This window comes from Janthinobacterium sp. JC611 (genome assembly GCF_018682595.1).
In the GTDB taxonomy this organism is placed as follows: Bacteria; Pseudomonadota; Gammaproteobacteria; order Burkholderiales; family Burkholderiaceae_D; genus Janthinobacterium.
The window spans coordinates 19416-34979 of sequence record NZ_JAFLJN010000010.1; the positions used below are offsets into that span (position 1 = coordinate 19416).

At 65.5% G+C, this 15564-nt stretch carries 7 protein-coding genes and 1 riboswitch; of the genes, 3 read left to right on the top strand and 4 right to left on the bottom strand.

All coding sequences use genetic code 11. The annotated features are described in order from the left end of the window. Positions 1–97: 97 nt before the first annotated feature. Positions 98–610: a thioredoxin family protein gene (locus tag J0O65_RS08875; RefSeq protein ID WP_215406040.1), complete on the top strand. Its 513-nt coding sequence runs from the start codon at positions 98–100 to the stop codon at positions 608–610. On the opposite strand, the gene J0O65_RS08880 is transcribed toward J0O65_RS08875, so the two are convergent. Then, on the bottom strand, positions 573–2480 hold the full coding sequence (locus J0O65_RS08880) for a methyl-accepting chemotaxis protein (RefSeq protein WP_215406042.1): 1908 nt from the start codon (positions 2478–2480) through the stop codon (positions 573–575). The genes J0O65_RS08875 and J0O65_RS08880 overlap by 38 nt on opposite strands. Before the next feature lie 197 nt (positions 2481–2677). Continuing rightward, positions 2678–3175 carry an Lrp/AsnC family transcriptional regulator gene (locus J0O65_RS08885; protein WP_046682091.1) on the bottom strand — a complete coding sequence of 166 codons (498 nt, stop codon included), beginning with the start codon at positions 3173–3175 and terminating at the stop codon, positions 2678–2680. A gap of 168 nt (positions 3176–3343) precedes the next feature. Between J0O65_RS08885 and J0O65_RS08890 the strand changes: the two genes are divergently transcribed. Next, on the top strand, positions 3344–5371 hold the full coding sequence (locus J0O65_RS08890) for an aminotransferase class V-fold PLP-dependent enzyme (protein ID WP_215406044.1): 2028 nt from the start codon (positions 3344–3346) through the stop codon (positions 5369–5371). Between the two features lie 404 nt (positions 5372–5775). Next, positions 5776–14403, top strand: coding sequence for a GH36-type glycosyl hydrolase domain-containing protein (locus J0O65_RS08895; protein ID WP_215406079.1), 8628 nt, complete (start codon positions 5776–5778; stop codon positions 14401–14403). On the opposite strand, the gene J0O65_RS08900 is transcribed toward J0O65_RS08895, so the two are convergent. Together J0O65_RS08900 and J0O65_RS08905 are read right to left on the bottom strand one after the other, a co-directional pair. Continuing rightward, positions 14389–14619: a hypothetical protein gene (locus tag J0O65_RS08900; protein ID WP_215406046.1), complete on the bottom strand. Its 231-nt coding sequence runs from the start codon at positions 14617–14619 to the stop codon at positions 14389–14391. The genes J0O65_RS08895 and J0O65_RS08900 overlap by 15 nt on opposite strands. Before the next feature lie 113 nt (positions 14620–14732). Then, positions 14733–15308 carry a TMEM165/GDT1 family protein gene (locus tag J0O65_RS08905; protein ID WP_215406048.1) on the bottom strand — a complete coding sequence of 192 codons (576 nt, stop codon included), beginning with the start codon at positions 15306–15308 and terminating at the stop codon, positions 14733–14735. Between the two features lie 21 nt (positions 15309–15329). Further along, positions 15330–15499: riboswitch (yybP-ykoY riboswitch) on the bottom strand. Between the last annotated feature and the right edge of the window lie 65 nt (positions 15500–15564).

Sequence of the window (15564 nt, forward strand, 5' to 3'; positions counted from 1 at the left end):
TAAATGGTGGATATTTCCTACAAGCAGGCATATTCTAGACAATCACGCCCGCTGGCAGCTGTTCAGCTGGCCTCACGATTTCTCTCAGGAGCCCCGCATGCGCGTTTCCCGTTTCGTTTCCCTCTTCTTTGCCAGCCTGCTGCTTGCCGGCACCGCCGTTGCCGCCGCCCCGACGCCAGGCAACCCTGTCGCCACGCCGCATTTGCCGTACAACGCGGCGGCCGACGCCAAGGCCGACGTGGCCCGCGCGCTGGCCGAAGCCAAGGCGGCCCACGTGCCTGTCTTGCTGATCTTTGGCGCCAACTGGTGCGAGGATTGCCGCGCGCTCGACAAGGCCTTGAAGGAAGGCAAGAATGCCGAGCTGATGCAACAGCAGTTCAAGGTCGTCAAGGTCGACGTGGGCAACTTCGACCATAACCTCGACGTGGCGCAAGCCTATGGCAATCCGCTCAAGAAAGGCATCCCGGCCGCCGTGCTGGTCTCGAGCGACAGCAAGCAGGTGCTGTACGCCACCAAGGGCGGCGAACTGGCGAATGCGCGCCGCATGAGCGAGAGCGGCATTTATGATTTCTTCAAGCAAGCGGCAAGCGTGAAGGCGCCGGCGCTGTAAGCTCTTCCAGCTTGAAGACGCTGACCACCTGCGCCAGCCGGCCCGCCTGATCCTGCAAGGACTGGGCTGCCGCCGCCGCTTCTTCCACCAGGGCCGCGTTTTGCTGGGTGGCGTCATCCATCTGCGTGACGGTGGCATTGACTTGCGCGATGCCCTGGCTTTGCTCCTGGCTGGCCGAAGCGATTTCCCCCATCAGGTCGGCCACTTGCTGCACGGACACGACGATGTCCTGCATGGTGGCGCCGGCCGAGTCGACCAGCTTGCTGCCCGCCTCCACCTTGCTGCCCGAGTCGACGATCAAGTCCTTGATTTCCTTCGCCGCCGCCGCCGAGCGTTGTGCCAGATTGCGCACCTCGGTCGCCACCACGGCAAAGCCGCGGCCCTGTTCGCCCGCGCGCGCCGCCTCGACCGCCGCGTTCAGGGCGAGGATGTTGGTTTGAAAGGCAATGCCGTCGATCACGCCGATAATATCCGCGATCTTGCGCGAACTTTCCGTAATCGCGCCCATCGTCTGCACCACTTGTCCGACCACCTCGCCGCCCTTGACGGCGTGGCTCGAAGCGGACACCACCAGCTGGTTCGCCTGGCGCGCGTTGTCCGCGTTCTGTTTCACGGTCGACGTCAGTTCTTCCATGGCCGCCGCCGTCTCTTCCAGGCTCGACGCCTGGCTTTCCGTGCGCGCCGACAAGTCCAGGTTGCCCGACGCGATCTGGCTCGATGCGCTGGCAATGGACCCGGTACTGTCGCGAACTTCGCGTATCGTCACGTTCAGCGACGCGACGAAACGGTTGAAGGCGGCGCCCAGGGCGCCGACCTCGTCTTCCGACTCGACGGGCATGCGGCGGCTCAGGTCGCCATTCCCGCTGGCGATGTCGCTGAGCATGTCGGCCGCCCGCGCGACGGGGGCGGCGATGGCGCGGCTGATGACATAAATGATGAGCAGGGCGATGCCGCCGCCGACCAGGCCGGCGATCAGTGCGGCAATCAGGGCCGACCGCGTGACATTGCCCAGCACTTCCGCTTCCGGCACTTCAGCCATCACATACAGATTCAGTTCCGGCACGAAGGCGGCGGCGACGAGCTGCTTGCCGGTCGGCGCCGCATAACTGGCATAGGTGTATTTATTGCCGGTCAGCAGAGTCTTGCTCAGTGCCGCGCTAAAGCCCGGCAAGTCTTTCAATTGATGCTTGCCGTCGGCCAGTGCCGGATCGCGGTGGATCAGCAGGTTGCCGTCGGCGCGCACCAGGTAGACATGGCCCGTCTGGCCGACCTTGTAGCTGCGGATGGTCTCGGCCATCGCGTCGACGCTCAAGCCCATGCCTGCAATGACGGCCTTGCCGCCCGCCGTCTGGCCGCGCGCGTTCAGGAACAGCATGAAACTGCCCGAGGCCGGATCGCGATCCAGATTGATCGTGTGCTGCTTGTTTTCGTCGAGCATGCTGAAGAACCAGTGATCGGCTGGCTGCTGCTTGTCCAGCGTGCGGATCAGGCCCGCATCGGTCATGTACCTGGACGCGGCTTGCGAACTCCAGCTGACGACGGCCGCCTTGTTTTTCTCCTTGAGCATCCTGGCATAGCGCTGGAAAGTGGCCATGCCGCTATCGGCCAGCTCCGCGTCTTCCCAGTCCTGCAGGAAGACGTCGTTGGCCATCGTCTGCACCACGGACAGCGGCTGGCTGATCTGGCGCAGCACGTCGTTGCGGATTTCGCCCACCTGGGCCGGCAGTTCCTGGCCGACGACGCGCTCGCGCACATAATCGCTGCTCATGCGTACGCTGAGGAACGAGGAAATGCCCATGAACAGCAGCAGGCAGAAACCCATGCTGAACATCAATTTTTTCTGGATGGAAAGGTGGCGAAGCAGATGCATGGACGACCCTGGGAATGGGCCCGCGCGACTGGCAGAAGTTGCCAAACAGGCACAGGCGAGTGCGCAGTATAGCGACGGATAGGGAGGATATAGGGGAGGAATGGCGTATTTAATGTGGATGTGTTGCCTTATGGCAACGATGGCGGGGTGTCAACATGCGCGGTTTTCATGTGCCCCCGTGCGGCGCGGAAAAACGTTCAGGCAGGCAAACCGTGGGCGATCAATTCCAGCGGCAATTCCGTGCTGCATTTGATTTGTTCCATGGAAAAGGCGGACGACACGCCCGTCAGCTGTACCGCCTTGATGAGCTTTTTATAGAAAGTGTCATAACCCTTGATGTCGGTGGTGACGACTTTCAACAGGTAGTCGATATCGCCGCTCATGCGGTGGAATTCCTGTACCTCGGGCAGGACGATGACGGCGGCGGCGAAGCGGCGCAGCCATTTTTCATCGTGCTGGCCCGTGCGCACGCTGACGAAAACGGTCACGGGCAAGCCCACTTTTTGCCGGTTGACGATGGCCACGCGGCTCTCGATATAGCCCTCTTCCTCCAGGCGCTTGACCCGTTTCCAGCACGGCGTGCTGGACAGGCCGATCTTCTCGCTGAGGGCGGCGATCGACAAGGTGCCGTCCTGCTGCAGGGCTGCCAGGATGGCGCAGTCGAATTTGTCGAGCGAGGCGTTTGGTGAATTCATTTTACGATTCCTGTTTTTGTAGCATGAACATGCTGCATAGTAACGTACTTGCAGTGTGTTTTGGCATATCTTCACGGGACCAGGCCGCTAGACTATCCATATGTTCCAGCCGCCTGCGCTGCCCCTTTTTTAGCTGCGCCCTTTTTATAGAATGCCCAGACCGCCATCATGAAAGAAATCTACCTCGACAGCAATGCCACCACCTGCGTGCTGCCCGCCGCCGTTGCCGCCGCCCGGCAAGCGATGGAGCAGGGCTATGGCAATCCCAGCAGCACTCACGCCACGGGATTGCAGGCCAAGGCCATGATGGATGGCGTGCGCCAGCGCGCCAGCCGTCTGCTGGGCGTGGGCGACGGCCGATTGATGTTCAATAGCGGCGCCACCGAAGGCATCCAGACGGCCGTGCTGTCGGCCCTGTGCGCGCTGCGCCAGCGGCGCGATGCGGGCCAGCGCATCGGCAGCCTGCTGCTGTATGGCGCGACCGAGCACAAGGCCGTGCCGGAAAGCCTGGCGCACTGGAACCGGCTGTTGGGCTTGAACCTGGAAGTGCGCAAGCTGCCGGTCGATGCGCAGGGACGCCATGATCTGCAGGCGCTCGATGCGCTGATCGGCGACGCGGCCATGCTGTGCACGATGGCGGCGAATAATGAAACGGGCGTCGTCAGCGACTTGTCGGCCATCGCGCAACTGCTGCAGGAACGCGGTGCCGATGCCTACTGGATGGTCGATTGCGTGCAGGCGCTGGGCAAGCTGAAGCTGAACCTGGCCGCCACGCGCATCGATTACGCGCCGTTTTCCGGCCACAAGCTGTATGCGCCCAAGGGCATCGGCATGCTGTATGTGCGCGCCGGCGCGCCGTTTACGCCGCTGATGATGGGCGGCGGCCAGGAGGCGGGCCTGCGCTCGGGCACGGAAAACATGGCCGGCATCGCCGCCCTGGGCGCCGTGCTGGCCGCGCTGGACGATGGCAAGACCTTCCGCAGCCACGCCGACCTGGCCGCTTTCCGCGAGCAGCTGGTGGCCAGCCTGGAACGCGCTTTCCCCGGCATCGTGTTCAATATGCCGTTCGACTTGTCCATGCCGACGACGCTCAATTTTTCCGTGCCGGGCCTGTCGTCGAAGGAATTGCTCGACCTGTTCGACGCGGCGCGCGTGCGCGTCAGCTCGGGCAGCGCCTGTTCCGCCGCCAAGGCGCTGCCCAGCTATGTGCTCGAGGCGATGTACGTGCCGCAATGGCGCGCCAGTTCGGCCATCCGTCTGTCGTTCGGCCCCCTGATCGACGCGGCGACCATTGCCGCCGCCTGCGCGCGCATCGAGCGCTGCGGCGCAGCGCTGCGCAGCAGCTGCCTGCTGCCGTCGGCGCTGGCGCCATCGCCGCAGGACGGCATAATCCAGCTGAGCGTCGACGGCCAGTGCACCTGGCTGCTCAGCGACGCCGCCAGCGCCAGTTGCGTCGTCATCGATCCTGTCGCCGCGCTCGTGCCGCGCCTGGCCGCCTTCATCCGCTGCCAGCACCTGGCCCTGCGCGCCATCGTGCACACGGCGCCGCCGGCCGACCATGGCGTGGCGCGCCTGGCCTTGCTGCAGGAGCTCGCCATCGAACAGGTGGGCCGCGTCGATATCGACGGTGAGCTGGCGCTGGGCCAGCAGCGCCTGCGACGCGTCGAGTGCGGCGCCAGCCATGTGTATCTGCTGGGGCAGCGCTTCGCCTTCATCGGCAGCCTGGCGCCCGAGGCGCTGACGCCCTTGCTGGAGGCGGGGCTGGTGACGCCAGACACCGTGCTGTGCGCCGCAGGTGACGACGGCAGCATCTGCGGCACCGTGCGCGCCGCACGCGACGGCGCGGCTCGCGCCAGCGAACTGCAGCTCGACGCGGCCGCTCTGCCCGCCTTCCTGCGCCAGCATCCCGACGCCATCCTCGTCGACGTGCGCGAGGCGTATGAACATGCGGCTTGCGCCGGCGCGGTATTCGAAGGTTGCGAAGTGCGCAGCGTACCGCTGAGCCGTCTGGCGGGACAGGTGGCCGCATGGCTGCAGGAGCCGCAGCGCCCGCTGGTCTTTTTCTGCCGCAGCGGCAACCGCAGCGCGCGCGCCGCCGCCTGCCTGCGCCGCCTCGGCCATGCTGCGGCATGGCAACTCAACGGCGGTATGGCGATGGCGGATGCGACGCGCCACGCGCTGGCCATCGCAGCCTGAAGGCCTGAGTTTCCTCCTTGAAATATTGCACCGTGCCATCATCGGCACGGTGCCTGTAGCGTAGTTCCTCCGTTCATTTCCTGTCGGCATTTTTCCGCCATTCAAGGCGCTGATTTCTTTGCCGAAACGTCCCTAAAACATGGTGTATGTACGCTAGCGCACGGTCTTGCGTACAGGGCGCACCTACGATGAAGTTCAGAAAATCTCCCTGCACCCTGAGATTCATCGCAACGCTCCGGCGCTTCGCTTTTCGTCTTCGCCAGTGTCCGATCGTGTTCCTCCTGACTGGGCCAGCGTGACGGTGGCCGCTGGTTGCCTGCGCGCACCTAGCGAGGCCCAAGTTGAAAGAGTACACAGCAGTTGTCACGCAGCAGATCAAGGAACGGCTTTCCAAAGCCAAGGAAATCTTCCGCGACCATACCTTTGCACCGGACACCTTCGACGCCGCGCGCGACGATGCCTTGCCCCTGCGATCCGAATTATTCAGCGCCATGCAGATGGCCGCCCATGGCAAACACGTGGCCGCCGGTCATGCGGTAGGGCGGCATCATGGCCGCGACCGCCTGCTGGCGCGCCTGGCCGACAATGCGGCCCTGATCACGGCCACCGTCAACGAACTGACGGCCACCGTGAAGAGCGGGCGTCAGGTCACGCCCGCCTCGGAGTGGCTGCTCGACAATTTTTACCTGATCGAAGAACAGATCCGCACCACGCGGCGCCACCTGCCGAAAAACTACAGCAAGGAATTGCCGCGCCTGACGTCAGGTTTTGATGCGGGCTGCCCGCGCGTGTACAAGATCGCGCTGGAAATCATCTCGCATGGCGACGGCCGCGTCGACCTGGAAAACCTGTGCCATTTCGTCGAGGCCTACCAGGATGTTGCCACGCTCACGCTGGGCGAGCTGTGGGCCGTGCCCATCATGCTGCGCCTGGCCCTGATCGAAAATCTGCGCCGCGTCGCCGCGCGCGTGGCCGACGACCGCATGCAGCGCGACCTGGCCAATACCTGGGCCGACCAGATGACGGAGATCGCCGAGCGCAATCCCAGCGGCCTGATCCTGCTGGTGGCCGACATGGCGCGCTCGAACCCGCCCATCACCAGCGCCTTCGTGGCCGAACTGTCGCGCCGCCTGCAGGGGCAAAGCCCGTCGCTCGCCCTGGCGCTGTCGTGGCTGACGCACAAGCTGGCCGAATCGGGCCTCACCATCGAGCAGCAGATTCAATCGGAGATCGGGCAGCAGGCAGCCGACCAGGTGTCGATCGCCAACAGTATCGGCAGCCTGCGTTTTCTCGGCACCATGGACTGGCAGGAATTCGTCGAGACCATGAGCGTGGTCGAGCAGACCCTGCGTCTGGACCCGGCCGGCACCTATGGCTTGATGGATTTCGCCACGCGCGACAGCTACCGCCACGCCATCGAGCGCATCGCCAGGCGCAGCGCACGCAGCGAAGTGGAAGTGGCCGAAATGGTGGTGCAACTGGCGCGCACGCACGGCAACGGCAACGATGCGCGCCGCGGCCACATCGGCTTTTACCTGGTGGGGCGCGGCGTGCTGGTGCTGGAAAAGCAGGCCGGCGCGAAGCTGCCCCTCATCGAGGCGCTGCAGCACACCGCGCGCGCCGCGCCGCTGGCCGTTTACCTGGGAGCAGTGTCGTTTTTGACGCTGGCCACGAGCGCATTGCTGCTTGAGCGCGCCGTGCGCCACGGCGTGCAGGGCTGGCCCCTGGCGGCGCTGGGCGCGCTGGCGCTGCTGGGCAGCAGCCAGCTGGCCGTGGCGGTGGTGAACTGGCTGGCGACCTTGATGACGTCGCCGCATCCGCTGCCGCGCATGGATTACCAGACCGGCATTCCGTCGGACGCGCGCGGCATCGTGGTGGTGCCGACCCTGATCTACAGCGAGGAAAACGTGGCTGCGCTGTGCGAGGCGCTGGAAGTGCGTTATCTCGCCAACCGCGATCCGAATCTGCGTTTCTGCCTGCTGACGGACTTCGTCGACGCGCAGGCGCAAACGATGCCCGGCGACGACGCCTTGCTGCGCCGGGCGCGGGAGACCATTCGCGGCTTGAACGAGAAATACCGCGTCGAGGGCGTCGGCTTTCATGACAATGGCGAGCCGGCCGACTCCGAAGAGCTGGGGCATGCGGGGCCGTTCCTGCTGCTGCACCGTCCGCGCCTGTGGAATTCGCAGCAGAATGCGTGGATGGGGCAGGAACGCAAGCGCGGCAAACTGTCCGACCTGCATGCCTTTCTGCGCGGCGGCGCGCGCGACAAATTCTCGCTGGTCGAAGGCGAGTTGCGCGGCCTGCGCACCATCAAATATGTGATCACGCTCGACACCGACACGCAGCTGCCGCGCGACGCGGCGCGCGCATTCATCGCCACCATGATGCACCCCCTGAACCGTCCCGTGCTCGACGCGGCTGGCACGCGCGTGGTGGCCGGCTACGGCATCTTGCAGCCGCGCGTGGCCGTGGCGCTGCCCAGCGCGAATGCCTCGCGCTACGAGCTGCTGTGCGGCGGCGAGCCCGGTATCGACCCGTACACGCGCACCGTGTCGGACCTGTACCAGGACGTGTTCTATGAGGGCTCGTTCATTGGCAAGGGTATCTATGACCTCGACATGTTCGAGCGCGTGCTGGGCCAGCGCCTGCCCGATAATAAAATCCTCAGCCACGATCTGCTCGAAGGCTGCTACCTGCGCGCCGGCCTGCTCAGCGACTCGCAGCTGTATGAAGAATATCCGGCCCGCTACGACGCCGACGTGAGCCGCCGCCAGCGCTGGACCCGCGGCGACTGGCAACTGATCGGCTGGCTGCTGGGCAGCGTGCCGGGCCGTGCCGGCAAGCGCGAACGCAATCCCTTGTCGATGCTGTCGCGCTGGAAGCTGTTCGACAACCTGCGCCGCAGCGTCGTGGCGCCGGCCACCACCTTGTCCCTGCTGCTGGTGTGGGGCTTCCTGCCGCACGTGGCCTTCTGGAGCGCAGCCGTGCTGGCCATCATCTTCCTGCCGCCCGTTTTCTCGGCCCTGTACGATCTGTTGCGCAAGCCGCGCGACACCCTGTGGCGCCAGCACCTGGCCGCCTTCGAGCGGCGCTGCGGCGTGCAGTTTTCACATGCGATGCTGACCCTCGTCTTCCTGCCCTATGAAGCATGGGTCAGCCTGGACGCCATCGCGCGCACCCTGTGGCGCCTGGGCGTGTCGCACAAGCATCTGCTCGATTGGCGCGCCTCGAACCTGCACAGCTCTTCCGGTTCGCAGGCCGACAGCTGGCGCGCCATGTGGTGCTCGCCCGCGCTGGCGCTGGCCACCTTGGCTGCCTTAGGGTATTGGCGTCCCGACGCCTTGCCGGCGGCGGCCGTGGTGCTGCTGCTGTGGCTTGCAGCACCCGCCATCGCCTGGTGGATCAGCCGTCCCATCGAGCGCGCCGTGGCGCGCCTGTCGGCCGAGCAGGGACGTTTCCTGCATGGCGTGGCGCGCAAGACCTGGGCGTATTTCGACACCTTCGTCGGGCCGGACGACCACTGGCTGCCGCCCGATAACATGCAGGAGCATCCGAATCTGGTCGTGGCGCACCGCACCTCGCCGACGAATATCGGTCTGGCGCTGCTGGCCAATATGACGGCCTACGATTTCGGCTACCTCACCATGGGACAGTTGATCGAACGTAGCCGGGCCACTTTACATACCATGGGCGAACTGGAACGCTTCCAGGGCCATTTTTACAACTGGTACGACACGCAGACCCTGAAGGCGCTGCAGCCGATGTATATTTCGACGGTCGACAGCGGCAACCTGGCCGGCCACTTGCTGACCTTGCAGCCAGGCCTGGTGGAACTGTACGACACACCCGTCATGGGAACGCAGATCGTGCAGGGCATTCGCACGACGGCGCAGGTGCTGCAGGAATTCATCGCCGCCGAGGGAGAAGGCAAGGCCATGCGCGACAACATGAGCCTGCTGCAGGCGCAGGCCGCGCCCGCCAGCCTGGCCGAATGGCACGCCTACCTGAGCACCGCGAATGGCGCGGCCGATGCGCTGCTGTCGCTGACCCTGCAAGGCGAGGATGGCGAGCTGTCCATGTGGGCCGGCGCGCTGGCGCGCCAATGCCGCGCGGCGCTGGCCGAGCTGCTGCAACTGGCGCCATGGGCGGCGCAGGCGGGCGTCGATGCGGCGTGGCTGCGCGTGCCGACCCTGCGCGAGCTGGCCAACCTGGAAGCGCCGGAAGGCCTGCCTTCCGAGCTGGCCGCCTTGCTGGCGCAGGGCCGCGAACAGGCGGGACGCCACATGCGCGACATCGCCCACGCGGCGGGCCGGGCGCGCGACTTCGCGCAGGTCGAATACGGCTTCCTGTACAACCCATCGACAAAACTGCTGGCCATCGGCTACAACGTCAGCGAACGGCGCCTCGATCCCAGCTATTACGATTTGCTGGCCTCCGAAGTGCGCCTGGCCAGCTTCATCGCCATCGCCCAGGGCCAGTTGCCGCAGGAGCACTGGTTCGCCCTGGGCCGCCAGCTGTGCATGGTGGCCGGCCAGCCCGTGCTGCTGTCGTGGAGCGGCTCGATGTTCGAGTACCTGATGCCGCTCTTGGTGATGCCGAACTACCCGAATACCCTGCTCGACCAGACCTACCATTCCGTCATCGAGGCGCAGATCGACTATGGCCGCCGGCGCGACGTGCCATGGGGGATTTCCGAATCCGGCTACAACACGGTCGACGCCAGCCTGAATTACCAGTACCGCGCCTTTGGCGTGCCGGGACTGGGCTTGAAGCGGGGCCTGGCCGACGACCTGGTGGTGGCGCCGTATGCCAGCATGATGGGCCTGATGGTGCAGCCGGAAGCGTCGTGCCAGAACCTGCAGCGCATGCAGGCGGCCGGCTACATGGGCCGCTACGGTTTTTTTGAAGCCATCGATTTCACCACCGCGCGCCTGCCGCGCGGCCAGGGCAGCGCCGTCATCCGCTCCTTCATGGTGCACCATCAGGGCATGGGCTTTTTGGCCCTCAGCTACCTGCTGCACGACCGTCCCATGCAGCGCCGTTTCGAGTCCGATCCGCTGCTGCAATCGGCCTTGCTGGTGCTGCAGGAACGCACGCCGCAGGCAGGCGCGTTTTACTCGAACACGGCCGAACTGGCGGTGCTGCGCAGCGGCGCGCCCGAGCAGGCCATGCCGATGCGCATCCTCACGCAGGCCAACAGCGCCGTGCCGGAAACGCAGCTGCTGTCGAATGGCCGCTACCACGTCATGGTGAGCAATGCAGGCGGCAGCTACAGCCGCTGGAAAGACCTGTCCGTGACGCGCTGGCGCGAGGACAGCACGCGCGATAACTGGGGCAATTTCTGTTACTTGCGCGACCTCGACGACGGCGCCGTCTGGTCCACCATGTACCAGCCGACGTTGGCCGAACCGAAGAAATACGAAGTGATCTTTTCCGAGGGCCGCGCGGAGTTTCGCCGCGCCGACCATGGCCTCGACCTGTACACGGAAATCGTCGTCTCGCCCGAGGACGACATCGAAATCCGCCGCACGCGCATCAGCAATAATTCGAACCGCCAGCGGCGCATCGAGATCACCAGTTTTGCCGAAGTGGTGATGGCGCCGACGGCGGCCGATGCTGCCCACCCCGCCTTCAGCAAGCTGTTCGTGCAGACGGAAATCCTCGCGCAGGAAAATGCGATCCTGTGCACGCGCCGGCCCCGCTCGAAAGACGAGCAGATGCCGTGGCTGCTGCACGTGGTGACGGTGCACGATATCGAGCACTATGCCGTCTCGTTCGAGACGGACCGCGCGCGCTTCATCGGCCGCGGCAACACGGCGCAGCTGCCGCAGGCGCTGCAGGATAGCGGGCCGCTCAGCGGCGGCCACGGTTCCGTGCTCGACCCGATCGTGGCCATCCGCTACGTCATCACGCTCGAACCCGATCAAGCCATCACGGTCGACAGCGTGACCGGCATGGTGGAGCAGCGCGAGGCGGCGCTGCACCTGATCGACAAATACCAGGACCGCCATCTGGCCGACCGCGTGTTCGAACTGGCATGGACGCACAGCCAGGTGGTGCTGCGCCAGCTCAATGCCAGCGAAGCGGACGCGCAGCTGTATGCGCGCCTGGCCAACGCCGTGATCTATCCGAATGCGGCCCTGCGCGCCGAGGCCAGCATCCTGATCAAGAACCAGCGCGGCCAGTCCGGCCTGTGGGCGTATGCCATTTCCGGCGACCTGCCCATCGTGCTGCTGCAGATACGCGACGTGGCCAATATCGAGCTGGCGCGCCAGATGGTGCAGGCGCATGCCTACTGGCGCCTGAAAGGCCTGGTGGTGGATCTGGTGATCTGGTACGAAGAGCAGTCGGGCTACCGCCAGCTGCTGCACGACCAGATCATGGGCCTGATCGCTTCGGGCATCGATGCGCAGGCGATCGACCGCCCGGGCGGCATCTTCGTGCGCCTGGCCGAGCAGATCGCCAATGAAGACCGCATCTTGCTGCAATCGGTGGCGCGCGCCATCATCAGCGACCTGCGCGGCACCCTGGCCGAGCAGGTCAAGCGTCCGCCCAGCCCCGTGCTGCGCATGCCGCCGCTGCTGCAGGACCCGGCGCGCGAGCATGGCGGCGTGCCGCACCGGGCGCCAAGGCGCGAGCTGATCCTGGAAAATGGCCTGGGCGGCTTCACCCCCGATGGCAGCGAATACGTGATCACCGCCGGAGCAGGCAAGCAGACGCCGGCGCCCTGGTCGAACGTGCTGGCCAATGCGCAATTCGGCACGGTGGTGTCGGAAGCCGGCCAGGCGTATACGTGGAGCGAGAATGCGCATGAATTCCGCCTCACGCCATGGCAGAACGACCCCGTGTCCGACCTGTCCGGCGAAGCGTTCTATGTGCGCGACGAACAGAGCGGCCAGTTCTGGTCGCCCTCGTCCCTGCCCGCGCGCGGCAGCGGCGATTACGTCACGCGCCACGGCTTCGGCTACAGCGTGTTTGAACACAGCGAAGGCGGCATCGCCACGGAATTGTGCACCTATGTGGCGCTCGATGCGGCCGTCAAGTACTCCGTCTTCAAGGTGCGCAACGATAGCGGCGTGCCGCGTCGCCTGTCCGTCACCGGTTACGTGGAATGGGTGATGGCCGACCTGCGCGCCAAGTCCGGCATGCACGTGGCGACCGAGGTCGATACGATCAGCGGCGCGCTGTTCGCGCGCAATAACTACAACACGGAGTTTTCTGGCCGGGTCGGCTTCTTCAATACCGACGCCAGCATCCGTTCGATTACCTGCGACCGCAACGAATTCATCGGCCGCAACGGCAGCCTGGCGCAGCCGGCCGCCTTGCGCCGCGTGCGCCTGTCCGGCAAGGCCGGCACGGGGCTGGACCAGTGCGCCGCCATCCAGGTGCCGTTCGAGCTGCAGCCGGGACAGGAGCGCGAAATCGTCTTCCTGCTTGGCGTGGGCGGGCGCCGCAATGCCGACGCCAGCACCATGGTGCAGCGCCATGCGGGCAAGGAAGCGGCGCGCGCCACCCTGGAAAAAGTACGCGCGCACTGGAAAACCACCCTGGGCGCCGTGCGCATCGAGACGCCCGACCCGTCGCTCGACGTGATCGCCAATGGCTGGCTGATGTACCAGACCATCGCCTGCCGCTTGTGGGCGCGCAGCGGCTATTACCAGTCGGGCGGCGCCTACGGTTTCCGCGACCAGCTGCAAGACGCGATGGCGATGATCCACACGGCGCCGCAGCTGCTGCGCGGCCACTTGCTGCTGTGCGCGGCGCACCAGTTCGTCGAGGGCGACGTGCAGCACTGGTGGCATCCGCCATCGGACCGGGGCGTGCGCACGCATTGCTCCGATGATTATCTGTGGCTGCCGCTGGCCACCTGCCGCTATGTGACCGCCACGGGCGACGTCAACGTGCTGTCGGAAGTGGCGCCCTTCATCGAGGGACGCGCCGTCAAGCCGGAAGAAGATTCCTACTATGACTTGCCCGCGCGTTCGGGCGAGTCGGCCGACCTGTACGAACACTGCGTGCGCGCCATCCGCCATGGCTTGCGCCTGGGCGTGCACGGCTTGCCGCTGATGGGTTCCTGCGACTGGAACGACGGTATGGACAAGGTGGGCGAACATGGCAAGGGCGAGAGCGTCTGGCTGGCCTTTTTCCTGTACGAAGTGCTGCAGCGCTTCGCCGAGGTGGCCATGCTGCGCGGCGACGCGGCGTTTGCCCGGTTCTGCCGCGACGAAGCCGTGAAGCTGGCGGCCAGCGTGGAGGAACATGCGTGGGATGGCGAGTGGTACCGGCGCGCCTACTTCGACGACGGCACGCCCTTGGGTTCGCACACCAACGAGGAATGCCAGATCGATTCGATTTCGCAGAGCTGGGGCGTGCTGTCGGGCGCAGCCAACAAGGAGCGCGTCGCCGGCGCCATGCGCCAGGTCGATGCGCGCCTGGTGCGCCGCGATTCAGGCATGATCCAGCTGCTCGATCCGCCGTTCGACAAAGCCGACCTCAATCCCGGCTACATCCGCGGCTATGTGCCGGGCGTGCGCGAGAACGGCGGCCAGTACACGCATGCGGCCATCTGGACGGCGATGGCGTTTGCGCGCATGGGCGACGGCGACAAGGCGTGGGAATTGCTGCGCATGATCAATCCCGTGCGCCACGGCGCAGACGCGCAGGCGGTGGCGCGCTACAAGGTGGAACCATACGTGGTGACGGCCGACGTGTATGCCGTGGCGCCGCACGTGGGACGCGGCGGCTGGAGCTGGTACACGGGATCGTCGGGCTGGCTGTACCGCCTGATCGTCGAATCCCTGCTCGGCTTGACGCGCGAAGCGAACGTGCTGCGCGTGGCGCCGAGCATGCCGGCCGAATGGGATGGCTTCAAGCTGCAGTACCGCTTCGGCGACAGCAGCTATGCCATCACGGTGGAGCGGGCGCAGGGACGGCCTGCGGGCCTGTCGGTCGATGGCGTGGCGCAGGCGGGCGACAGCATCGCCCTGCGCGACGAGGGCCGCGAGTATGCGGTGTTATTGCTGGTGTAAACCTGGCGCCGGGTCTTGCCACGCAGCGTGTTCGGGGCGGCGCCGACCGGCCAGCAGGATCAGGCCGGCGCCCAGCAACAGCAGGTCGCGCGTGCGCACTTCGGGTGCGGCCTGCGTTGCCGTCTGGCGCTGGTTCAAGGGTGCCGCCATGGCGGCGGGGAACTGGCTGGCGCAGGCGGCCAGGCACAGTGCCGCCATCTTTCCATTCAAATGCATACATTCCTCAAGAAAGCGCGCCGGCCGTTCGGGATCGGCGCGCCGGTATTCATGTCGCCGACATTGTAATTATGAGCATGAATATTGTAAATGAGTAATTATATGGTGCTGTCTCAAAATCCCAGCGCCGCGCCCGCGCCCAGCAGGGTGGCCACGCCCAGCACGGCAAACACCAGCGCCGCGATGCCGTGCACGAGGCGCAAGGGGACGCGGTTGGCGATCCTGTCGCCCAGGTAGACGGCCGGCACGTTGGCCAGCATCATGCCGAAGGTGGTGCCCAGCACAACGGAAACAATGTCGTGGTAGCGGGCCGCCAGCGCCACTGTCGCCACCTGCGTCTTGTCTCCCATTTCCGCCATGAAGAAGGCGATCAGGGTGGTCAGGAAGACGCCGTATTTGGCCAGCTGCGTCTCGTCTTCATCGAGCTTGTCCGGGATCAGGGTCCAGGCGGCCATCGCCAGAAAGGAGACGCCCAGCACCCAGCGCAGTACATCGGGGCCCAGCATGCTGGTGATCCAGGCGCCGACGGCGGCGGCGAACGCGTGGTTGGCAACGGTGGCGACGAGAATCGCCAGCACGATGGGCACGGGCTTGCGGAATTTGGCGGCCAGCAGAAAGGCCAGGAGTTGGGTTTTGTCGCCGATTTCAGCGAGACCGACGATGCCGGTGGAGATGAGGAATGCTTCCATGAGATTGCAAGAGGTACGCGGGCCGGACGAATTAACCAATGATCCACGGGCGACTCCGGCCCATGCGGCCGCCCTGGATCAATGGTCTCGTCAAGTTCTGCAACCACCTGCACCATGGCCTGCGGGCCAATTATGTTGATACAGGTTCCCGCGGCAGGACCGCGGGACGACTACTCCCCAATGTTCGAGGCGCATCATACGCCAATGCCCGCGCCGGCGCCAGTACCGCCGGGGCACGGCGCGGCCTGGTGTGTGG

Bases quoted from the DNA above. Each gene is read 5' to 3' on its own strand.
- J0O65_RS08875 (WP_215406040.1), top strand. From the start codon at position 98: ATGCGCGTTTCCCGTTTCGTTTCCCTCTTCTTTGCCAGCCTGCTGCTT.
- J0O65_RS08880 (WP_215406042.1), bottom strand. From the start codon at position 2,480: ATGCATCTGCTTCGCCACCTTTCCATCCAGAAAAAATTGATGTTCAGC.
- J0O65_RS08885 (WP_046682091.1), bottom strand. From the start codon at position 3,175: ATGAATTCACCAAACGCCTCGCTCGACAAATTCGACTGCGCCATCCTG.
- J0O65_RS08890 (WP_215406044.1), top strand. From the start codon at position 3,344: ATGAAAGAAATCTACCTCGACAGCAATGCCACCACCTGCGTGCTGCCC.
- J0O65_RS08900 (WP_215406046.1), bottom strand. From the start codon at position 14,619: ATGCATTTGAATGGAAAGATGGCGGCACTGTGCCTGGCCGCCTGCGCC.
- J0O65_RS08905 (WP_215406048.1), bottom strand. From the start codon at position 15,308: ATGGAAGCATTCCTCATCTCCACCGGCATCGTCGGTCTCGCTGAAATC.